The organism is Endozoicomonas sp. 4G (assembly GCF_023822025.1).
Taxonomy (GTDB): domain Bacteria; phylum Pseudomonadota; class Gammaproteobacteria; order Pseudomonadales; family Endozoicomonadaceae; genus Endozoicomonas_A.
In genome coordinates this window covers 1,760,078-1,785,211 of sequence record NZ_CP082909.1, presented here as the reverse complement: position 1 = coordinate 1,785,211, position 25,134 = coordinate 1,760,078, and the positions used below count along the sequence as shown (strand labels likewise).

Annotated in this window: 6 protein-coding genes; all 6 read left to right on the top strand. The window is 49.2% G+C overall.

All coding sequences use genetic code 11. The features are described from left to right. Positions 1-3: 3 nt before the first annotated feature. The 6 genes from K7B67_RS06960 (at position 4) to K7B67_RS06935 (ending at position 24,917) form a co-directional block, all read left to right on the top strand. Positions 4-399: a helix-turn-helix transcriptional regulator gene (locus K7B67_RS06960; protein WP_252179635.1), complete on the top strand. Its 396-nt coding sequence runs from the start codon at positions 4-6 to the stop codon at positions 397-399. Positions 400-708: 309 nt separating this feature from the next. Further along, complete coding sequence (locus tag K7B67_RS06955; protein ID WP_252179634.1) at positions 709-1,161, top strand: DUF29 domain-containing protein; 453 nt, start codon at positions 709-711, stop codon at positions 1,159-1,161. A gap of 160 nt (positions 1,162-1,321) precedes the next feature. Then, a complete protein-coding gene (locus K7B67_RS06950; protein WP_252179633.1) occupies positions 1,322-9,202 on the top strand; it encodes an AAA family ATPase in 7,881 nt (2,626 codons plus the stop codon). Between the two features lie 81 nt (positions 9,203-9,283). Then, on the top strand, positions 9,284-11,755 hold the full coding sequence (locus K7B67_RS06945) for a hypothetical protein (protein ID WP_252179632.1): 2,472 nt from the start codon (positions 9,284-9,286) through the stop codon (positions 11,753-11,755). Next, positions 11,748-17,057 (top strand): AAA family ATPase, encoded by a 5,310-nt coding sequence (locus K7B67_RS06940; RefSeq protein ID WP_252179631.1) that lies wholly within the window; start codon positions 11,748-11,750, stop codon positions 17,055-17,057. Before K7B67_RS06945 ends, K7B67_RS06940 begins: the two co-directional genes overlap by 8 nt. A 63-nt stretch (positions 17,058-17,120) precedes the next feature. After that, positions 17,121-24,917: an AAA family ATPase gene (locus K7B67_RS06935; protein WP_252179630.1), complete on the top strand. Its 7,797-nt coding sequence runs from the start codon at positions 17,121-17,123 to the stop codon at positions 24,915-24,917. Positions 24,918-25,134: the final 217 nt, after the last annotated feature.

Here is a 25,134-nt window from a genome sequence, read left to right as displayed (position 1 = left end):
AAAATGGCTGAAATATTTAAACACGAAGGAAAACCGGCTTTTGTTGTCATGCCTCACGATGAATATCAGGCGATGTTGGAAAAAATGGAGGATGCTGAAGACTCTGAAGCCTTCAGAAAGGCAAAAGTGGACCTCGCCAACGGCAATGACGAAATATTGCCCAAGCACATCACAGACAGGCTTCTGAACGGTGACAACCCCATTACCGTCTGGAGAGAGTACAGGGAGCTAAGCCAGAAACAGCTACACGAACTATCAGGCGTCTCGACTTCCATGATTAGCCAGATTGAGAGCGGACAAAAAACCGGTTCTATAAAAACCATAAAAAGGCTGTCAGAGGCTTTGGATATTGATGTAGACGACATTGTTGTTTATCAGGAGATGGATAAAGAAACCTGAAAAAACGGCACCTGTAAGTCAGGTGCCGTTTGATATGCATACAACCCCCTCGTTCCCATGCTTTGCGTGGGAATGCATACCTCGCCTAACAAACTAGTGCATCATTTCAATGAGTTTGATGTGAACAATCTACGTTCATCCTGAGCGCCCTTCGACTCCGCTCAGGATGCACGGTCGAAGGATGCGGACTCCGAACCAACAATGGCATCTGTGCTTTGGTCATTCATTTTGCGCCCTTTCTGTTATTTGTCTACAGTGGTAGGCCAATGGAAGTATTTTATTTACAGGGTATCCAGTTGAGGTAAAACGATGAACTTGTATCAAAAAGACTTTTATAGTTGGACTTGTCAACAAGCAGAACTAATACGACAAGGTAAGTTCAATGAGCTAGATACTGAGAATTTACTTGAGGAAGTAGAAGATATGGGTAAGTCTCGCTATCGTGCTTTAAGAAACTGTTTAAAGCAACTGTTATTTCACTTACTAAAATGGCAAATGCAGTCGCAAAACAAGGACGATCTACATGATATGGATGAATGGTATCGTAGTTGGAAGGTCACTATTAATGCGCAGAGAGTTAACGTTGAAGTAGAACTAGATGAGAACCCCGGGTTAAAACATAAAATAGATGAAGTATTGCCTATAGCATATAGGTTAGCCCGTAACAGCGCAGCAGATAAGATGAAATGTGAGGTTAAAGATTTCCCAGAAACTTGTCCTTGGTCTTATGACCAGTTAATGACTGAAGACTGGCTGCCATGACTCGCTCCCATGCTCCAGCGTGGGAGCGTGACACACTACCGGTATGCATTCCCACGCAGAGCGTGGGAACGAGTGGAAAAATGAACTTCCATCCTGTCTAAAGGTCATAACATTTAACAATTTCAATGCAGTTCTTCATACGACAGGAGAGAAATTGACTATGGATGGTCAGATTGGTGGGGAAATAAACAAACCCGTTGTTGAGCTTGGTGTGCCTGATAACAGCGTGCCAGCCAAGCGAGCAAAGCTGGATTTATCGAAGGCAAAGCAGGTAGAAGCCTGCTCTGAAGTCATGTCCAACCTGAAGATAGCGCCATCTTCAGCGATCCCCGGTAAAGCGAGAACCGTATCCTCCACGGACGGCTCATGTCAAAAGTCATCCCATGCCTTCGATTTCCGTTTTGTCGCCAGTGATGATGAGGTTCGGCAGCTTTTAGTGGCCCGTACCTGCGATCAACATCAGGACGTCGCTGTTATTTCCCACCCCGATGACCTCTCACAGGCTAACCTGGTGAGCCGGTTGAGTATTGCCGATGATGGCTGCCATACGCTGAGCTCAGGCAAGCTGTTTGAAGGCTCACAGCCATTGACCCTGGTGATGGATATCCGAAAGCTCAGCGGCGAGGAGCTGCCGAAATTCAACGATCTGCTGGATCCCGACAACCCCTGTTTATACGACAAAGTTAGCCAAAAGAAACGCCCCCTGGGCGCGCATGTTTCGCTGTTGGTTTTGGCAGACCCTGAACAGTTGTCATCGGTTGGCCGGTCTGACGATGCCCCCGGTGCTGATTTCTGGCGGCGGATTAATCGACCGGGCAATAGCTGGCAATTTGACCCACAAAGCAACAATGCCTCATCGATGGATATTGATGAGGTTCCACCATTAGTGATTGAACTCCCCCCTGCCGAAAGGACTACGGACGACGACACTACCCTTGTTATTGACTGCCACTTGCACAGCAACTGGCGACAGTTGTTGTTGGGTGGCCCCGGTGTCAATGAACAGGGACGAATCCAGCACATCCCCGGCAGGCTTGAGACATTAACAGCCGGACAACGGGTAATTTTGAAAGGAGCCGACTGGCAAGATCTGGCCTTTGAACAGACAATTCGACAGATGCTGGCGCACAAGTGTTTTGAGAGCAATGGGAAGGTCTGCCAGTTACCCGACGATGTTCAGTTTTATCAGATGCCGGTAGAGAAAAAAGAGCTCCGTTTACTGTTCCAAAACCTATCCCACTCTAATGACCAAGAAGATGATAAAGAGCGGGCACCACCAAAGCCGATCATCATCAACGAGAGTAATATCAGCAAATGGCTAAATCCGATTGCCATTGCCCCGGAAGGTTATGCAGTTCCTAACACCTGCCTGTTGGAACAGATTCGGGCGGGTGGTGTCGTTACCGTAACGTCTCCTCTTACTGAGGCCGTCTGGTTTCGTTTGTTGGGATCCTTGCACACCATTCGCGAAACGACCGGTCTGGAGCCCCGACTTCAGGTAGCTCACTCAAGAAAGCAGCCGCAGGTGTTGGGGTTGCAAGAAAACGATGAACACCCTCTAAATGTCAGAACTCAGTCTGCCTTTAATGCAGCCATTTATCAGAAAGACGCTCAGGCAAGTCATTGGATCAACGATGGCCCGGCAAACAATAACCCGGAAAACGATGACCCGGCAAACAATGACCCGGAAGACCCCCTGGTCATTCAGGTCAATGACCAGACCGGCTTCAGCCAGCTATTCGATAATATTCACATCACTTCGGAACAAAAAGCCCATTTTGGACGACGCCTAAGTGGCTTGCAGGAAGCATTGACCACTGGCAGGCCGGTGGTATTGCGAGGGTTGGAAAGCAATTCAACCCTGCAACAGTTGCTGGAACCTCTGGCTGTCGGGCAACCTCTGTTGGTGAATGGCCAATTACAGACCTACCCGCAGGCTCATGTCACTGTGCTCTGGCCTGAGTCGGCGAACAGCCCCTCTCCAATATTTTGTTCGATGATTGCCAGGGGCGAGCCGTGTCCCGAGGTTGATCTCTGGGGTATTAATGCCGAAAGGCATGGTATTCCCCGGACTGAGCTGCCAGAACAAGCACTTAATAAACTTTACAAAGCCTTTAAAACCGTACCTGTTGAGCTTTGTAACCCTCTGCCTGAAATCACCGAAACCCTGTTAAATAACCTGATATTGGCTGCCCTGCGGGCACAGCAGCTTGACCAGTCACTACAGCTTTTACCCCGCCACTGGCGCAAGGCCATTAATAGCACCATTACCCATGGCACCCGTCAGCATCCGACGGTAAGGGATTTTATGAAAGTGGCTTGTTGGCGGTTATTGCCAGATGCCCAGAAAAAGCCAGATGCCCAGAAAAAGCCGTATGCCTATAAAAAGCCGGATAAACCAGCTTCGGTTGACCCGGATCAATTAACGGCCATCGTTAGCGGGGCTTACCGACTGGACAGAGCATTTGTAAAGCAGAACCTGTGGTCACTGGCCAGAGCATGTGACCCGATAGTATTTAATAGAGATTTAGAACTGTCCTATGAAAAACCATATCTATCGATAGATGAAGACGAAATTCTGGACAGGCTCTGTGCCATAATCGTCGCCAATGGGCCTGACAATCAACGAGAGGCCATGGCGTATCAGTTGAAAGTCGACCCGGCGGCAGTAAAAAAGTATCAAATGCTACCCATCAGGCCATCAAGACAGATTAAACGTTTGCAGGATGCACTGGCTTCTGACAAGCAATTAACTTTGCCACCAGAGCGGACCCGATCCGATGCTATTCACGCGCTGGCCACCGATTGTTTTCAAATTACCAAAACAGCAACGTCTAAAACAGAAGGCATTGAACGTATAAAACATCGACTGTCTGAAACACTGGCATTGCAAGACGCTGGTGATAAGCCTTTAGCTGGTGATAAGCCTTTAGCTGATAATAAGCCTTTAGCTGATAATAAGCCTTTATCAGCACTGGCCGAGGATCTTTATCACGGTAAGATCAATCAGCAGGATCGTGAAAACCGTCGATTATCCCGACTCCATGAACGGCTTAAAGATTCTCCCGTGATCTTCCTGCAGGGGGAAACCGGCACCGGGAAAAGTTACTTTTCCGCCAAAATGGCGAAAGCTTCAGGACCGGCTACGGTGCTGTCCCTTGGCCCTTCTGACACTGAACAAACCCTGATGAAACGCTGGCAGTGGCAAAAACAGGCCGATGGTGACCGCGCTATGGAACAGCAACACCGGATGCTGATGGAATGGGCCGAGGCCCGATCCGATAGAGACGAAGAATACCTCACCCTGATTCTGGATGAAGCCAATCTGGCTCAAACTGGCTTACTGGCGTCCCTGAATGGTTTATGGGAACCGAAACCCTGCATCTACGTAAATGGCCATCCTGTCCCGATCAGCGAAAAACACCGGGTAATTCTCACCGGTAACCCGGATGATTACGCCGGACGCCAGCTGGACCCGGCCCTGAAACAGAAACTGCCCAGGGCTTACTACCCACGGCTAGACGAGGCATTCCTCAGGGACAGGGTGGTGGAACCGGCTCTGGTCAATCAGTTACAACAATTACAACAACGTCAGCTGCCGGAGTCTCAACTAAGGGAGTCTCAACTAAAGGAGTCTCAACTAAAGGAGTCTCAACTAAAGGAGTCTCAACTAAAGGAGTCTCAACTAAAGGAGTCTCAACTAAAGGAGTCTCAACTAAAAGAGCTTGAAATAAACGACATTGCCCGCAGTGCCACCCACAGTGTTATGACACTCTGGCAATACTATCAGGAACTGTTGCCCGAACATGAGTTTACCCCAAGGGATTTAACGGATATCTGCAGTTGGGTGGGCTGGTATCTGGATCGTTCGTTATCCCCCGGTGACACGGTGACCTGCGGGCAAATGGATGCTTTGATCCAACAAAGTTTTCGGGATGTATTGGGCCCTGAAGTCAACGAGGCTGATCGGGATGCCCTGTCCGCACTGGACATCTGGTTTACTGCCCGTTATCAACCGGACAACGCTCTGAAGGACAAAGTCCATAACGATACCCTGCCCGAAATTCAGAAAGCCTTCACAGAATTCACCAGGAAATACCGACCTGAGTTTGATACCTCCGGCTCAGCCGTCTGTGAGCTGGTGCAAAGGATTGGGCAGGATTTAAGCCGTGCCCAGCAGGCTTATCATCACGGTATAAAACACGGCGGAAGACAGGCGACACTGATTGAAGGCCCCGCCGGGCGGGGTAAGGATGTCACCCTGAACCTGATGATCGAAAGTATCAGACAGCAGGCCAGGGAACGGCAGGAATTGATGCCGAAAGTCTTTTACCTGAATGCCAGCGACTGTTCCTGGGACAAAGTATGTGAAGCCATCCAGGAGGCAAAAGCTAAAGGCGGCATCGTGGTGATTTCAGAAATGAATCTGATCGACAGCCAGCATCTGGAAGGCGAGTTAAACGATATTCTGGCCGGTGACGCCCATCCGGGTTTTCACCTGTTTGCCACCATCAACCCACCGGAGTACAGCGGTCGAAAACCCTTGTCACCGGCGCTGAAAGGGCGTTTTCGACATTTGCCCATCCGCCAGTACAACCCGACAGAGTTGCAGGCTATTGCTGAGAAAGTGTTGCCAGAGACCCCGGAGGGGAAAAATGCGGCTGAAATTCTGACCTGGCTGCATTGTCGATTGAGGGCTGATCTGAACCGGAAAAAATTGTCGTTACAGCCCACCAGCCTTGATTTACAAAATGTCGCCAGGGCTGTTAAAGGGGGCGATTTTAGCCAAAAAAGCCTTCATCAATGTTTCAATCAACACTATCGGCTGTATCTGATGGCCGCCAAAACATCGCTGGAAAAACTGCCCGGGTTATCGGCTCCTGCCATCAATAGAGGAGCGTTTGATCCTGGACTGTGCCGTTGGTTAAACGAAACGGTATCAGGTATGGATCGCCCGTGGTTGATACGCTGCAGTCATCTCGACAGTTTTGATGAAAAAAACCGTGAAATCCGTATTAAGGTTCGTCTGGATAACCCGGATAAAGAGGAAGTCAAAGCGGAAATCATCAAGAGAGTGGCCCATAGCCAATGGCAGGCATCCGGTCTTTCCCTGAAGCCGGATCCGTCGGATGATATTCTCACCCAGGCACTGTACCGACACTGGCAACAATGCTGGTTTGCTCGTCACTTTGGCCAGACGGGCGTGGCTGTTAGTCGCGTATTTTCCATGACGGCAGAACAGGCACTGACGCTGAATTCAACCGATAACCAGCCTTACCTTCTTGAGGCTGATCGTCATATAAGTGCGTGGGACGCCCATGACGTTAAAGGATGGGCTGTGCTTTGGCATCAGATCAGTGAACTGTTGAACCATTTAGTAGACGATTTTAACAATGAGGCATCGGCTGTTGGTGATGATGATAACGCTCCGGCATTGAGTCAGCAAATGGATCATAAGCCACAACCTGTTGGCGCAACCGTTAGTGATAACGCTGCAAAAAAATACAATCCACAATTCGACAAGAAACAGGCTTTGGAGTTGGATAAGAGCACGAACTACAAGAATCGAAGTACACGAAAAATAGACGACCATATCATTTTTAACAGGCGAGACTTTCCTACCGGGCTTTATCGGTTCAAGGCTCATGATATTTATGTGTCTGCTGAGGGCGATATCGAATACTTCGGCATTAATGATCCCGTGCAGGGGGTCGAAATCCTCAAGCCTGCCCGGTTACCAAAACCTGACCAGGAAGTAACATTAACCGGCAACCAAACCCTGGCAATCTTTAAAAGGCGATCAATCAGTCGTTTCTATGAATTGCCCAGCCTCATGCCGGGCGATCGTATCACGGCTATGCGTACGAATCCCGCTACGGAATTTTTCTTGTCGCGGAACCAATACACTGGACTGCACACACTGACTATTCCAAGGGGCAGTATCCATCAGGAAATTGAATTTACTTATATCGTAGAACATGGAAAATCGGGCAAAAAAACACAGGCTGAAGCAGTCCAACCCTTACCATCAACACGGTTTGACGCCCGCTGCTGCGAAGGTATGAACACAGTACTGGACAAACTGTTTGACTCCATTGACCCGCCACCCGCCGAATTACAGATGCTTTTACTGCCCATAACAGCGGCTAAAACCACGAGGCAACGCATTGAGGCGATCAGGGACTATTGTCGGAGTTTTTCCGGTGATGCCGTACCAGACCCGGATTCCAATAAAAACTTCTTTGAATTCCTCGTCACCCAGCGACAAGGGAGCTGTCGTCATCGTGCGCCTGTTTTTGTTGCAATGTGCCGTTATTTCGGGATTCCATGTCGGGTGATTACCGGTAGTGCCCACACCTTTGCAGAGACTTCCGTCGATGGAGGCCGAACCTGGGAATCAGTAGACTTGGGTGGGGCGCCTGTCGAGACAACAGAAATCGTACCTGAGTTCCCGCACGTCAAGCGGATCAAGGACGATGACTCTGAGCCAAATAACATCAGTGATCTCCTGAAAGAGACTGATGAAGCACAACTGCAAAGTCTGGCTGACACCCTTAACATCACCCTTGAAGAACTGAAAGCAAACCTTGAGACAAACAGTGTATTGCTAGAAACCGGGCCAACTATTGCCACCATAGTAAGGCAACTCTGGAGGAAAAGAGATTTAGCCAGCTTTTCCATGGGTGTCTCACTGTTAGCGTCACTGGATAAAAAGGCATTGAGCCCTGAGGAGAAAGAATTGATCAGTGATGTGACTTATGACGATGAAAGTTGTGCACCAATGGTGAATACAGTCCTGGAAATATTACAAGACAATGATGAAGATCAGGTCACTGAACCACTCAAATTACTCTATTCAAAAATAATAGTTGAGGGCAAAGCAGAACCGGAAAGTTGGTTGAATGCAATAATAGGTACTCTGATTAGAAGTAACAGAAAAAAACGTTCGGTTATTGAATTTACCTTTAAAGCCCTGGAATTGGATTGGCTGGATCCATTGCCGCCCATTGACAGTACTAAACGCTTTCTCGAACATCATGATCTATTGGTGCATCTGCAAAGCATTGATGAACTCAAGGTGGGTGCCACCCGTTGCCTGAAGAAGTGGTATCAGCAGTTATTTTCCAGGGAAACAAATAACGACCTATGGCAGTCCGCTTATAAAAACTTCCGATTTGTTAGGGGCGATGCCTTGCACGTCACTGATAGTCATGATGGGGTTTCGTCATACTTTCAAAGAAAATTACCCAAATCATCGTTACAAAAAACCTGGACGCATGAACCTGAGGGTATTCCGAATATAGAACGAATGTTGGTACATGATCCCGCATTTGAGCAATTAAGCTCGCTCAAGGCAAACCACCGTCCGGTGATTATCATAGGGCAACCTGAATGGGAAAATACAGTGTTGGATGAAAAAGTCAAAGCCCTGATGCAACGAATGATTGCCAACAGCCCGGAATGCCTGCAGCCGATTTTTGACAAAACTAATCAATATGAGCAGATGCGAAAACAATGTAACAATGAGCTTGAGGCATTGAAAGACGCATATTATGATCATTATGAAACTAACAAAGATGAATATAATAAAAAATATCTTGAAATTGAAAACAGGTATAAACCTCTTTTGAAACACTTCTATCTGTCGGATCATGAGTTAAGTCTTCGGTTCAATTTTAAAAACAAATGCCATCAGGCGATTCAGCAGGCTTTCAGTTATTACCTGTACGGAATGACACACTCGAAAGGAGGTTGCTTAAAGTATTGTTGGGCTGATGCTGTTTTCTGGGAAAACATAAAAAAATGGCGCATCGATGATACCTATGGTTCTCACGACCCATCCTCACCCATTGAGCTGCATGCCATGATGTCTGTCATCATAAGCTCTTGGAGGTTCCAGGATTCCGTTGAAGATGCCTACTTGCGGGAGGTAAATAACGCCAGTGATGCCCTGGTGCTGAGACACGGTGATTTAACAGCCATCGCCAATGAGTTTTTGCACAGCGTGAATCTGGATTCACTGAGTGAGTCATTATCCTGAACTGAACTTCCATCCTGACTGAAGGTCATAGCATTAAACACTTTCAATGCAGTCCTTCAGATAACAGGAGAGAGATTGACTATGGATGGTCAGATTGGTGGCGACATAAACAAACCCGTTGTTGAGCTAGGTGTGCCTGGTAACAGCGTGCCTGGTAACAGCGTGCCTGATAACAGCGTGCCAGCCAAGCGAGCAACGCTGGATTTATCGAAGGCAAAGCAGGTAAAAGCCTGCTCTGAAGCAGTGTCCAACCTGAAAATATCGCCATCTTCAGCGACCCCCGGTAAAGCGAGAACCGTATCCTCAACGGACACTCCGTACCAAAAGTCATCCCATGCTTTCGATTTCCGTTTTGTCGCCAGTGATGACGAGGTTCGACAGCTTTTGGTTGACCAGACCTGCGATAAACGTCAGGACGTCGCTGTTATTTCACACCCCGATGACCTCTCACAGGCCAACCTGGTGAGCCGGTTGACTATTTCCGAAGAAGGTCGCCATAGGCTGAGTTCAGGCAAGCTGTTTGAAGGCCCGCAGCCATTGACTCTGGTGATGGATATCCGAAAGCTCACTGGCGAGGAATTGCCAAAATTCAACGATCTGCTGGATCCAGACAACCCCTGTTTATACGACAAAGTCCGCCAAAAGAAATGCCCCCTGGGTGAGCATGTTTCGCTGTTAGTTTTGGCAGACCCTGAACAGTTGGCATCGGTTGGTCAGTCTGACGATGCTCCCGGTGCTGATTTCTGGCGGCGGATTAATCGACCTGATAATACCTGGCAATTTGACCCACAGAGCAACAATGCCCCGTCGATGGATATTGATGAGGTTCCACCATTACTGGCTGAACTCCCCCCCGAAAGGACTATGGACGACGACACTACCCTTGTTATTGACTGCCACTTGCACAGCAACTGGCGACAGTTGTTGTTGGGTGGCCCCGGTGTCGATGAACAGGGGCGAATCCAGCACCTCCCCGGCAGGCTTGAGACATTAAGAGCCGGACAACGGGTGATCCTGAAAGGAGCCGACTGGCAGGATTTGGCCTTTGAGCAGACGATTCGACAAATGCTGGCGCACAAGTGTTTTGAGAGCAATGGCAAGATCTGTCCGTTACCCGACGATGTTCAGTTTTATCAGATGCCGGTAGAGAAAAACGAACTTCGTTTACTGTTCCAGAGCCTGCCCTGCCCTTCTGACCAGGAAGATGATAAAGAGCAGGCACCACCCAACCCGATCATCATCAACGAAAGTAATATCAGCGAATGGCTAAATCCGATTGCCATTGCCCCGGAAGGCTATGCAGTTCCTAACACCTGTCTGTTAGAACAGGTTCGGGCGGGTGGTGTCGTTACCGTGACGTCTCCTCTTACTGAGGCCATCTGGTTTCGTTTGTTGGGATCATTGCACACTATTCGCAAAACGACCGGCCTGGCGCCCCGGCTTCAGGTGGCTCATTCAAGACAGCAGCCGGAAGCATTGGGGTTGACAGAAAACGATAAGCCCCCTCTTTCCAACGTTAGAATTAACTCTGCTTTTAGTGCGGTGACTTATCAGCAACACGCCCAGGCAAGTCATTGGATCAACGATGACCTGATAAACAATGACCCGACAAACAATTACCCGACAAACAATGACCCCACAGCCCCCCTGGTCATTCAGGTCAATAACCAGACCCGCTTCAGCCAGCTATTCGATAATGTTCATATCACTTCGGAACAAAAAGCCCATTTTGGACGACGCCCAAGTGGCTTGCAGGAGGCATTGACCACTGGCAGGCCAGTGGTGTTGCGAGGGTTGGAAAGCAATTCAACCCTGCAACAGCTGCTGGAACCTCTGGTTGTCGGGCAACCTCTGTTGGTGAATGGCCAATTACAGACCTACCCGCAGGCTCAGGTCACCGTGCTCTGGCCTGAGTCGGCGAACAGCCCTTCTTCAATATTTCGTTCGATGGTTGCCACGGGCGAGCCGTGTCCCGAGGTTGATCTCTGGGGTATTAACGCCCACAGGCATGGTATTCCCCGGACCGAGCTGCCAGAACAAGCACTTAATGAACTTTACGAAGCTTTTAAAACCGTACCCACTGAGCTTTGTAGCCCTCTGCCTGAAATCACCGAAACCCTGTTAAATAACCTGATATTGGCTGCCCGGCGGGCACAGCAGCTTGACCAGTCTTCACAGCTCTTGCCTTATCACTGGCGCAAGGCCATCAATAGCACCATTACCCATGGCACCCGCCAGCATCCGACGGTGCGGGATTTTATGAAAGTGGCCTGTTGGCAGTTATTGCCGGATGCTCATGAAAAGCCAAATGCCTATAAAAAGCCGGATCAAGCCGCTTCGGTTGACCCGGATCAATTAACGGCCATCATTAGCGGGGTCCCCCGGTTGGATAGGGCGTTTGTGAAGCAAAACCTGTGGCCACTGGCCAGAGCCTTTGACTCAACAATCTTTAACAAAGCATTACAACTGTCGTATGAAAGGCCTATTCCGCTGCGGGACGAAAAAAAAAAATCTGGACGAATTCTGCGCAATGATCGTGGCTTACATGCCTGAAAAACAACAACAGGCCATAGCGCATCAGTTGGAAGTGGATCTGAAGGCCGCAGAGCTCCACCAACCTTTAGCCATCAGGCCATCAAGACAGATTAAACGTTTGCAGGATGCACTGGCTTCTGGCTGGCAATTAACTTTGCCAGAAGGGCAGACCCGCTCCGATGCTATTCACGGGCTGGCCGCCGATTGTTTTCAAATGGCCAGAACAGCAAAATCCAAAACAGAAGGCATTGAACGTATAAAACATCGACTGTCTGAAACATTGGTATTGCAGGACGCTGATGATAAGCCTTTAGCTGGTGATAAGCCTTTAGCTGGTGATAAGCCCTGGTCAGCACTGGCCGAGGATCTTTATCACGGTAAGATCAATCAGCAGGATCGTGAAAACCGTCGATTATCCCGACTCCATGACAGACTTACGGACTCTCCCGTTATCTTCCTGCAAGGAGAAACCGGCACCGGCAAAAGTTACTTTTCCGCCAAAATGGCAAAAGCTTCAGGACCGGCTACGGTGCTGTCCCTTGGCCCTTCTGACACTGAACAAACCCTGATGAAACGCTGGCAGTGGCACCAGCACGCCGATGGCGACCGCGCTATGAAACAGCAAAACCGGATGCTGATGGAATGGGCCGAGGCCCGATCCAATAAAGACGGTGAATACATTACCCTGATTCTGGATGAAGCCAATCTGGCCCAAACCGCCTTACTGGCGTCTTTGAATGGTTTATGGGAACCGAAACCCTGCATCTACGTAAATGGCCATCCTGTCCCGGTCAGCGAAAAACACCGGGTCATTCTTACCGGTAACCCGGATCATTACGCCGGACGCCGGATGGACCCGGCCCTGAAAGAGAAACTGCCCAAAGCTTACTACCCACGGCTAGACCAGGCATTCCTCAGGGACAGGGTGGTGGAACCGGCTCTGGTCAATCAGTTACAACAACAATTACAACGACAATTACAAAAACGGCAGCTGCCGGAGTCTCAACTAAGGGAGTCTCAACTAAGGGAGTCTCAACTAAAGGAGTCTCAACCAAAAGAGCTTAAAATAAACGACATTGCCCGTAGTGCCACTAACAGTGTTATGACACTCTGGCAATATTATCAGGAACTGTTACCCGAACATGAGTTTACCCCAAGGGACTTAACGGATATCTGCAGTTGGGTGGGCTGGTATCTGGATCGTTCGTTATCCCCCGGTGACACGGTGACCTGCCGACAAATGGACGGTTTGATCCAACAAAGTTTTCGGGATGTATTGGGACCCGAAGTCAACGAGGCTGATCGAGATGCCCTGTCCGCACTGGACATCTGGTTTACTGCCCGTTACCAACCGGACAACGCTCTGAAGGACAAAGTTCATAACGATACCCTGCCCAAAATTCAGAAAGCCTTCACAGCAGTCACCAAAAAATACCGACCTGATTTTGATACCTCCGGCTCAGCCGTCTGTGGGCTAGTGCAAAGGATTGGGCAGGATTTAAGCCGTGCCCAACAGGCTTATCATCACGGTATAAAACACGGCGGAAGACAGGCGACACTGATTGAAGGCCCCGCCGGGCGGGGTAAGGATGTCACCCTGAACCTGATGATCGAAAGTATCAGACAGCAGGCCAGGGAACGGCAGGAGTTGATGCCGAAAGTCTTTTACCTGAATGCCAGCGACTGTTCCTGGGACGAAGTGTGCGAAACGATCCAGGAGGCAAAAGCCAAAGGCGGCATCGTGGTGATTTCAGAAATGAACCTGATCGACAGCCAGCATCTGGAAGGTGAGTTAAACGATATTCTGGCCGGTGACGCCCATCCGGGTTTTCACCTGTTTGCCACCATCAACCCACCCCAGTACAGCGGTCGAAAACCCTTATCACCGGCACTGAAAGGGCGTTTTCGACATTTGCCGATCCGCCAGTACAACCCGACAGAGTTGCAGGCCATTGCTGAGAAAGTGTTGCCAGAGACCCCGGAGGGAAAAAGTGCGGCTGAAATTCTGACCCGGATACATTGTCAATTAAGGGATAGGCTCCAAAAGCAAAACCGACAATTACTGCCAACCAGTGGTGATTTACAAAATGCCGCCAGAGCTGTTATGAGAGGGCGCGATTTTACCAAAGAAGGCCTTCATCAGTGCCTCAATAAGCACTATCGGCTGTATCTGATGGCCGCCAAAACATCGCTGGAGAAGCTGCCCGGCTCATCGGCTCCTGCTATAGGTAGAGGAGCGTTTAATGCTGACCTGTGCCGTTGGCTCAACGAAACATCGGGCACGGATCGTCCGTGGTTGATACGACGCAGTGATCGCAATAGTACCGATGAAAAACACCATGAAATTTGCGTTAAGGCTCAACTGAGTCCAGAGGAAACCAAAACAGAAATAATCAAAAGGGTGGCCCAGACCCAATGGCAGGCATCCGGTCTTTCCCTGAAACCGGATGAGTCGGACGATATTCTCACCGGGGGACTGTACCGACACTGGCAGCAATGCTGGTTTGCTCACAGGTTTGGCAAGACGGGCGTGGACGCTAATAGCGTCTTTCCCATGACGGAAGAACAACAACTAACACTGAAATTATCAGCTAACCAGCCTTATCTCCTTGAAGCTGATCGTCGGATCAGTGCATGGGACGCCAATGACGTTCAATGCTGGACTGAGTTTTGGCATCAGATCAGTGACCTGCCGAACCATTTGGTAGACGACTTTATCGACGAGCCAGCCGCTGTTGACGGCACTGTTGACGGCACTGTTGACGGCGCTGTTGACGGCGCTGTTGACGGCGATAACGCTCCGGCATTACCTGTTGGCGCAACTGATAGTGATAAGGCTCCAAAAAAATACAATCCACAAGTCTACGGGAAACAAGCTCCGGTGTTGGATAAGAGAACGGACTACAAGAACCGGAGTGTGCCAAAAATAAACGAAGCTATTATTTTTAACAAGCCAGGCTTTCCTACCCGGCTTTATCGGTTCAGTGTTGAGGATGTTCATGTGTCTGCTGAGGGCCATGTCAAATACTTAAGCATTAATAATCGACACATGCAGGGAACCGAAGTCCTTCTGCCTGCCCGGCTACCAGAATCTGGCCAGGAAGTGACATTAACCAAAGACCAAACCCTGGCAACCTTTAATAAGCGATCAGTCAATGGTGAATATGCATTGCCCGGCCTCAAGCCGGACGAGCAGATCGTAGCCCTGCGTACTAAACCCGCTTGGCAAGTTATCCTGTTAAGGGACCGATACAGTGGGCTGCACACACTGTCTGTTCCAGAGGCCAGGGCCGACCAGGATATTGAATTTACTTATATCGTAGAAGCCAGAAAACCGGGCAAAAAAACACGGGCTCAAGCAGTCCCACCAGTACCATCAACACGGTTTGACGCCCGCTGCTGCGAAGGTATGAACACCGTACTGAACAAACTGTTTAACCCCATTGATGACCCGCCACCAGCCGAATTAACGGCGCTTTTACAGCCCATAACAGCGGCTAAAACCACGACGCAACGCATTGAGGCGATCGCGGACTATTGCCGGAGTTTTTCCGGTGATGGCATACCAGACCCGGACCCCGGTAAAAACTTCTTTGAATTCCTCGTAACACAGCGGCGAGGGAGCTGTCGTCATCGGGTGCCGGTTTTTGTTGCTCTGTGTCGTTATTTTGGAATTCCATGTCGGCTGATTATCAGTCATGCCCATGCCTTTGCAGAGACTTCCATAGATGGAGGCCAAACCTGGGAGTCAGTAGACTTGGGCGGGGCACCTGTCGAGGCAACAAAAATCTTACCTGAGTTCCAGACCATCAGGCAGGTCAAGGGCCATGGCCCTGAGTCAAAGAAGGTCAGTGATCTCCTGAAAGGGGCTGATTTAGCACAACTGCAAAGTCTGGCTGACACCCTTGGCATCACCCCGAAAGAACTGAAAACAAATCTTGAGACCAACAGTGTATTGCTAAAAACCAGGCTAACGACTGCTGACATAGTAAAGAAACTTTGGAAGAAAAAAGAGTTAGCCAGCTTTTCCATGGGTGTCTCACTGTTAGAGTCGCTGGAGACAAAGACATTGGGCTATGAGGAGCAAAAATTAGTCGGTGATACGACTTATGACCATCATAGTTGCGAACCAATAGTTGAGGCGATCATACGAATCTTGCACGACAATGATGAAGATCAGGTCACTGAACCACTCAAATTGCTCTATTCGAAAATAGTAGTTGAAGGAAAAGCAGACCCGGAAAGTTGGTTGAATTCAATAATAATTATTCTGAGTAGAAGTAACATAAGCAAACGTTCGGTTATTCAATTTGCCCTTGCAGCCCTGCGATTGGGTTGGCTGGATCCATTGCCGACTATGGGAAATAGTGTGCAGCTTTTCCGACACCATAGTCTATTGATACGTCTGCGAAGCATTGATGAACTCAAGGTTGATGCCACCCGTTGCCTGAAAAAATGGTATCAGAAGTTATTTTCCAGAGAAAAAAACAACGACCGATGGCAGTCCGCTTATAAGAACTTCCGCCTTATGACGTGGTATACCTCGCGCGTCACTGGTAGTCATGATGGGGTTTCGTCATTCCTTGAAGGTAAGCTAGCCAGCTCATATTTACAAAAAACCTGGACGCGTGAACCTGAGGGCATTCCGAATATAGAACGAATGTTGGTACATGATCCCGCATTTGAGCAGTTAAGCTCGCTCAAGGTAAACCACCGTCCGGTGATTATCATAGGGCAACCTGTATGGGGCGAGACCGTGATGAACGAAAAAGTCAAAGCCCTGATGCAACGAATGATTGCCAACAGCCCGGAATACCTGAAGCCGATTTTTGACAAAATAAATCAATATGAGCAGATGGAAAAACAATTTAAAAATGATAAGGAGGCATTGGAAAAAGCACAACACCTCAAGCCGTCGTATAAGGAGAAAATGCTTAAGTGGAATTTAGAAGACCATTGCCAACATGGGATTCAGCAGGCCTTTAGTTATTACCTGTATGAAATGACACACTCGAAAGGGAGTTGTTTAAGGTATTGTTGGGCTGATGCTGCTTTCAGGGATGTCAAAATAATATGGGGCAACTATGGCGCTCACGATCCATCCTCAGCCGATGAGCTGTGTGCCATGATGTCTTCGATCAAAAACTCTGACCGGCTACAGAAATCCGTTGAAGATGCTTACTTACGGGAGGTACAAAACACCAGTGATGCCCTGGTGCTGAGATCCGATGAGCTGACAACCATCGCCGATGAGTTTTTGCACAGCGTGAATCTGGATTCGCTGAATGAGTCATTATCCCGAACTGAACTTCCATCCTGACTGAAGGTCATAACATTAAACAATTTCAATGCAGTCCTTCAGATAACAGGAGAGCGATTGGCTATGGATGGTCAGATTGGTGGCGACATAAACAAACGCATGGCTGAGCGTGCTGTGCCTGATGATAGTGGCCGTGGTCTGCCAGACAAGAGAATAAAGCTGGGCCTGTCATCAAAGGCAAAGCAAGTAGCAATCTGTTCTCAAGTCATGTCCAACCTGAATGTATCGCCCCCTTTGGTGTCGATACCTGGTAAAGCGAGAACCGTATCTTCAACGGATTCCTCGTGCCAAAAGTCAGCTCATGCCTTCGATTTCCGTTTTGTCGCCAGTGATGATGAGGTTCGGCAGCTTTTGGTTGACCAGACTGGCGATGGCAATCAGGATGTCACGGTTATTTCCCACCCTGATGACCTCTCTCAGGCTAACCTGGTGAGCCGGTTGAGTATTTCCAAAGAGGGTCGCCATACGCTGAGTTCAGGCAAGCTGTTTGAAGGCTCTCAGCCATTAACTCTGGTGCTGGATATCCGTAAGCTCACCAGCGAGGAGCTGCCCAAATTCAACGACCTGCTGGACCCTGATAACCCCTGTTTATACGACAAAGTCAGCCAGAAAAAACGCCCACTGGGCGAGCATGTTTCGCTGTTGGTTTTGGCAGCCCCTGAACAGTTGGCATCGGTTGGCCAGTCTGACGATGCCCCCGGTGCTGATTTCTGGCGACGAATTAATCGACCGGACAATACCTGGCAGTTTGACGCACAGACCGACAGTGCGACCGACAGTGCCCCGTCGATGGCTACTGACAGGGTGCCACCGTTACTGGCTGAACTCCCCCCTGCCGAAAGTGCTATGGACGACGACACTACCCTTGTTATTAACTGCCACTTGCACAGCAACTGGCGACAGTTGTTGTTGGGTGGCCCCGGTGTTGATCAACAGGGGCGAATCCAGCACCTTCCCGGCAAGCTTGAGACATTGCGAACTGGACAACGGGTGATTCTGAAAGGAGCTGACTGGCAGGATCTGGCCTTTGAACAGACGATCCGACAAATGCTGGCGCAACAGTGCTTTGAGAGTAATGGCAAGGTCTGCCAGCTACCCGACGATGTTCAGTTTTATCAGATGCCGGTAGCGAAGGATGAGCTTTATGCTTTGTTCCAAAGCCTGTCTGATGCTAATGAGGAAGGGCTTTCCAGTAATGCAGCAGGAAACCCGATCATCATTAACCAAAGTAATATCAGGGAATGGTTAAACCCGATTGCTATTGCCCCTGAAGGCCATGCAACCCCAAATACCTGTCTGTTGGAACAAGTTCGGGCGGGTGGAGTCGTTACCGTAACCTCTGCTCTTACTGAGGCGCTCTGGTTTCGCTTACTGGGTTCATTGCAAACCATTCGCGAGACAACCGGCCTGAAGCCCCGACTTCAGGTGGTTCATACCAGGCAGCAGCCGGATGCCCTGGGACTGGCAGAAAATGATGGGCACCTGTTGTCTAACTCATGTAAAAAAGCCAGGGGCTTTACTACCGTCACTTATCAGCAACATGCCCAGGCCAGTCATTGGATAAATAGTTTGATAAAGAGCCAGCTATCAGCACCTCTGGTTATTCAGATCAATGACCAGACCAGCTTCAGCCAGCTATTTGATAATATCCATATCACCTCGGAACAAAAGGCGTTTTTTGGTCGACGTGAGAGTAAGTTGCAGGCGGCATTGACTGCTGGCGACCCTGTCGTATTGCGGGGGCTGGAAACTAATCCCGCCCTTCAGCGGCTTCTGGAACCCCTGATGATTGGGCAACCTCTGTTGGTGAATGGCCAATTACAGGTCTACCCACAAGCTGCTGTCACCATTCTCTGGCCTGAGTCTGAGCAAAGCGCATCGACCCTATTCAATTCGTTGGTTGCCAAGGGGCAGTCGTGTCCTGAACTTGATGTCTGGGAGATCAGTGCAAAGAAGCATGGTATCTCCCGGACTGAACTGCCAGAACAAGCACTTGAGCAACTTTATAAAGCCTTTGAAACCGTACCTGACAGACTTTGTAATCCCTTGCCCAAAATGACCGAAGCCTTATTGAATCACCTGATACTGGCTGCCCGGCGGGCACAACAGGAGGATCAGTCTCTACCGCTTTTACCCTGTCACTGGCGCAAGGCCATCAATAGCGTCATCACCCACGGTACTCGTCAGAATCCGTCCGTGCGGGATTTTATGAAAGTGGTCTGTTGGCGGTTACTGCCGGATGCCCGTAAAGAGCCAGATGCCCGTAAAGAGCCAGATGCCCGTAAAGAGCCGGATGCTCGTGAGGATCAAACTGCCTCGGTAGACACGGATCGGTTAAATGACATCGTTAATAGTGCCAAGCGATTGGACAGAGCCTTTGTCAAGCAAAACCTATGGCAACTGACCAGAGCCTTTGACCCGGCATTATTCGAGGATATCGAATGTCTACCCTATAAACCTCCTTTTGCATCGGAGTCTGGACAACTGACTTTGTTGGACCAGCTTTGTGCCTTGATCGTGGCTCACAGTCCCGAACAACAACGACAGGCCATAGCGTACCGGTTGGAAGTGGATCTGGAGGCAGCGGAGCCCTGGCAATCCTTAGCCATCAGGCCAGCAAGACAAATGAAACGTTTGCAGGATGCACTGGCTTCTGGCTGGCAGTTAACTTTGCCACCAGGGCAGACCCGATCCGATGCCCTTCTCTCGCTGGCTACCGATTGTTTTCACATAGCCAAAGCAACGAATTCTAAAACAGAAGGCATTGAACGTATAAAACATCGATTGTCTGAATCACTGGCATTGCAGGACTCTGACGATAAGCTCTGGTCAACACTGGCCGAGGATCTTTATCTGGGTAATATCAATCAGCAGGATCGTGAAAACCGTCGATTATCCCGACTCCATGACCGGCTTGCAGACTCTCCCGTAATCTTCCTGCAAGGAGAAACCGGCACCGGGAAAAGTTACTTTTCCGCCAAAATGGCAAAAGCTTCAGGAGCAGCCTCAGTGATTTCCCTTGGCCCTTCTGACAGCGAACAAAGCCTGATGAAACGCTGGCAGTGGCGGCAATACGGCGATGGCGACCGCTCTATGGTGCAGCAAAACCGGATGCTGATGAAATGGGCCGAGGCCCGATCCAACAAAGACGGAGAATACCTTACGCTGGTGCTGGATGAAGCCAACCTGACCCAAACCGGATTGCTGGCATCCCTGAATGGTTTATGGGAACCGGAACCCTGCATCTATGTGAATGGTCATCCGGTCCCGGTCAGCGAAAAACATCGGGTCATTCTTACCGGCAACCCGGGTGTTTACGCCGGACGCCAGCTGGACCCGGCTCTGAAAGAGAAGCTACCCAGGGCTTACTACCCACGGTTAGACGAGGCATTCCTCAGGGACAGGGTTGTGGAACCGGCTCTGGTCAAGCAGTTACAACAACGGAATCTAACGGATTCTCAACTAAGAGAGTCTGAAATAGACGACATTGCACGCAGTGCCACCAACAGTGTGATGACACTCTGGCAATTTTATCAGGAACTGTTGCCAGAGCATGAGTTTACCCCGAGGGATTTAACGGATATCTGCAGTTGGGCAGGCTGGTATCTGGATCGTTCGTTATCCCCGGATGACACGGTTAACGGCAAGCAAATACACGGTTTGATCCAACAAAGTTTTCGAGACCTTCTGGGACCCGAAATCAGCGAGACGCATCAGGATGCCCTGTCCGCACTGAACATCTGGTTTACTTTCCATTACCAGGTGGACAACACCCTGAGAGACAAAGTTCATAACCAGATCCTGCCCGATATTCAGAAGGACTTCAGAACACTCACCGAAAAAAACCGACCTGACTTTGATACCTCCGGCTCAGCCGTCTGTGAACTGGCGCAACAGCTTTGGCAGGATTTAAGCCGTGTTCAGCAGGCTTATCATCTTAAAACGAAACACGACGGTCGTCAGGCAACACTGATTGAAGGCCCAGCCGGTCGGGGTAAGGATGTCACCCTGAACCTGATGATCGAAAGCGTCAAACTACAGGCTAAGGAACGGCAAGAATCCATGCCGGAAGTCTTTTACCTGAATGCCTGTGATTGTTCCTGGGACAAAGTGCGTGAAAAGATCCAGAAGGCAAAACTCGAAGGCGGCATCGTGGTGATTTCAGAAATGAATCTGATCGACAGCCAGCATCTGGAAGGTGAGTTAAACGATATTCTGGCCGGTGACGCCCATCCGGGTTTCCACCTCTTTGCCACCATCAATCCACCCAAATACAGTGGCCGAAAACCCTTATCACCGGCGCTGAAAGGGCGCTTTCGACATTTGCCGATCCGCCAGTATAACCCGACAGAGTTGCAGGCCATTGCTGAGAAAGTATTGCCAGAGAGCCCGGAGGGGAAAACTATGGCTGAACAGCTGACCTGGATACATTGTCAATTGAGGGATCAGCTAGAAAAGCAAAACCTGCCGTTACTGCCGACCAGCCTTGATATACAAAATGCCGCCAAAGCTGTTATCAGAGAGCGCGTTGTTACCAAAGAAGACCTTTATCAATGCCTCAATAAGCACTATCGGCTTTATCTGATGGCCGCCAAAACATCACTGGAGCAACTGTCCGGGAAATCGGCTCTCGCTATGGGCAGGGGAGCGTTCAATTCTAAACTGTGCCATTGGTTTAACCAAACGGTATCGGGCATTGATCATCCGTGGTTAATACGACACAGTGATCACAACAGCACGGATGAACAACACCATGAAATTTGTGTTAAGTCGCAACTGAGTCCAGAGGCAGCCAAAACAGAAATCATCAAAAGAGTGGCCCAGACCCAGTGGCAGTCATCCGGTCTTTCCCTGAAACCGGATGAGTCGGACGGTATTCTCACCGGGGGACTGTACCGATACTGGCAGCAACGCTGGTTTGCTCATAAGTTTGGCGAGACGGGCGTAGACGTTAATAGCGTATTCCCCATGACGGAAGAACAGCAACAAACGCTGCAGTTATCGGCTAACCGGCCTTACCTTCATGAGGCTGATCGGCAGATAAGCGCGTGGAACGCCAACGGGGTGCCATTGTGGACCGAATTCTGGTGTCAGCTCAGTGATCTGCCAGAGCATCTGGTTGACGATTTTATTAACGAAGCACCCCCTGTCAGCATCAAGTCCGCTCCTGAACAGGAGATGCCGGAAGACCCTGAAGAGCAGGTTCCGGCACTGGATCAGAGCGCGGACCATAGACCGCAATCTATTGACAAAGCTCCCGTTGACAAAGCTCCTGTTGACAAAGCTCCCGTTGACAAGACGCTGACCACTGTCGTTGATAATGCCCCTGAAAAATACAATCCACAAGACCACGAGAAAGAGGCTCCGGCATTGGACCACAGCACGACTTATCAGAAGCAGGCGGTACCACAGATTGACGATCATATCCTGTTTAAGTCGCCTGGCCATTTTCCAGGGATTTATCGCTGGTGGGCAAGGGATATCTATGTCACTCCTGAGGGCGAGATCAAAGAGATCGATATTAGTCATAGGTTCATGCAGGGAGCCGAAGTCCTTATACCGGCCCAGTTACCAGAACATGATCAGGTCGTGACATTAACCGAAGATCAAACGCTGGCAACCTTTGACTGGCAACCGAACTGGAAATTGGATAATGGTCGATATGCGTTGCCGGGCCTCTCGGCAAAAGAGTCCATTGTGGCAATGCGCTTAAAACCCAAAGTTGGATATTCCCTGTTAAAGGACCGATATACCGGGCTTTACATACTGCAGCTGCATGAGACTACAACCCGAAATATTAAGCTTGCCTACGTCGTTGAACACCTGAAACCGGGCGAAAAAATACCAGCCCGGCCAGTACCATCAACACGGTTTGACGCCCGCTGTTCAGAAGATGTGAAAACACTACTGAACGGTATGTTTAAGAACATTGGCGATCAACCCTCCGACCTACAGGAGCCTTTGCTGAGAATAAAAAACGCCCGAAACACGAGGCAACGCGTAGAGGCGATCAGGGACTATTGTCGAGCGTTTTCCGGTTATGCCATGGCGCAACGCCATCAATCATTCTTTCAATTCCTTGTCACACAGCGGCAAGGGAGTTGTCGTCATCGTGTGCCTGTTTTTGTGGTTTTGTGTCGTTATTTCGGGATTCCTTGTCGGAAAATTTGCAACCGTACTCACAGCTTTGCAGAGTGTTCATTGGATGGTGGCCGCAGCTGGGAGTCCGTGGATTTGGGCGGGGCGCCTGTGGAAGAAAAAGAAATCCTGCCTGACTTCCAGGACACCCGACAGGTCAGAGCTTCTGGCATTGAGTCAAGGAAGATTATAAATCTCCTGAAAGAGTCTGACTCAGCACAACAGCAAGCTCTGGCTGAAGCCTTAGGCATTAATCCTGAAGAACTGGAAAAAGCCCTTGAGACAGGCAGTTTGTTAGCAGTAACAACGCCAAAAATCTCCGGTGTGGTAAGGAATCTTTGGGTTAAAGAAAATTTAACCGATTTTGCCATGGGCGTCTCGCTGCTGGTATCGTGGGAAACAAAAGCATTGGGCGAGATGGAGAGTAAATTGATCTTTGATGTGCCTGATCGCAAACGGACTCGCCATCAACCGGGGCAGGAGCTTGTCTATCAACCGATGTCGGAGGCAGTCAAAGAAATATTGGTGAACGGTGATGGAGATCAGGTCACTGAACAACTCAAGTTATTGTACTCAAAAATGGTTGTTCAGGGTATAGCAAACCCCCTGCAATGGTTGGGTGCAATGGTGAATATACTGACCAAAACAATTTTCTCAGAGCAACCTCCAGTTATTCGCCTTGCTGGTGAAGCCCTGGATTTGGGCTGGTTGGATCCACTTCCTGACTATCAAAGCGATGTAGTAAGTGCCGAAAAACATCAAGAACTATTGCAGCGTCTGCAGGACTTTGATGAACTGAAGGTTAAAGCTATACATTGTCTGAAAAAGTGGTATAGGACAGTATTGTCGGGGGAAAATATTAGCCGGGAATGGCCCTTAGCTTATAAAAGCTTCCAAAAGCAAAAAAAGGACACCCTCATCGTCAAACATAATCATGGTGGGTGTTCGCAATCCTTTAAACGTAAAATTGTCAGCCAATCTTTAAAAGCCGCCTGGACTCACGAACCTGAGGGCGTTCCGAATATAGAACGAATGCTGGTGCAGCAACCTGCATTCGTCCAGTTAAACTCGGATAAGGCGAACCACCGGCCAGTGATTACCCAAGGGGAACCTGACTGGTTCAATACAGACCTTACAAAAAAGAGCGAAGAGCTGTTTCAACGAGTGGTTGAAAACAGTCCAGACCTGAAGCAGATGTCGGAAAGAGTCAAAAACTATAAGGAAATTCTTTTTGATAACCAATTCGATGAACAATCGCGTAGTAGGCTAAATAGGGAGCTAAGTGCTGTATATTATTTAAAATCCAAATGTCACGAAGTGATTAAGCAGGCTTTTAGTTATTACCTGTATGAAGTGTCACACTCGATGGGTGGTCGTTTAACTCATTGCTGGGGTTGTGCCTTCTTCAGCACGGACTTCTCTATTGACATTGACACTGACACTGACACTGACAGCGGCAGCGAACTCGACAGCGACATAATATGCGACAGCTATGGCGCACATGGCCCATCTTCACCAGAAGAGTTGTATGCTATGTTTTCTGAAATTAATAGTTCTCCATCATTTGTGAGACCTGGTGAGGGTGACTACTTACGGCAGGCACTTAACATCAGTGATGCTCTGGTGCTCGAATCCGAAGAGCTGACAAAAATTGCTGACGAATTTTTGAGCACCGTGAATTTGAATTCGCTGTGTGACTTATTATTAATGTACCAGTCATAGAACTTTCTCCTTGCCTGAAGGTCATAGCATTAAACAATTTTAATGCAGTCCTCCCAATCACAGGAGAGAAATTGACTATGGAAGGTCAGGTTGGTGTGGACAGAACCTCCCGGCAGGCTTCCATGGTGTTTGCCAGGCACAAGTCAGTACCAATAAGATGAGTTTGTTCCATGGAAGAGAGGTCCGACTGGACGTGAGCATCTTCACGGCGGTGTTT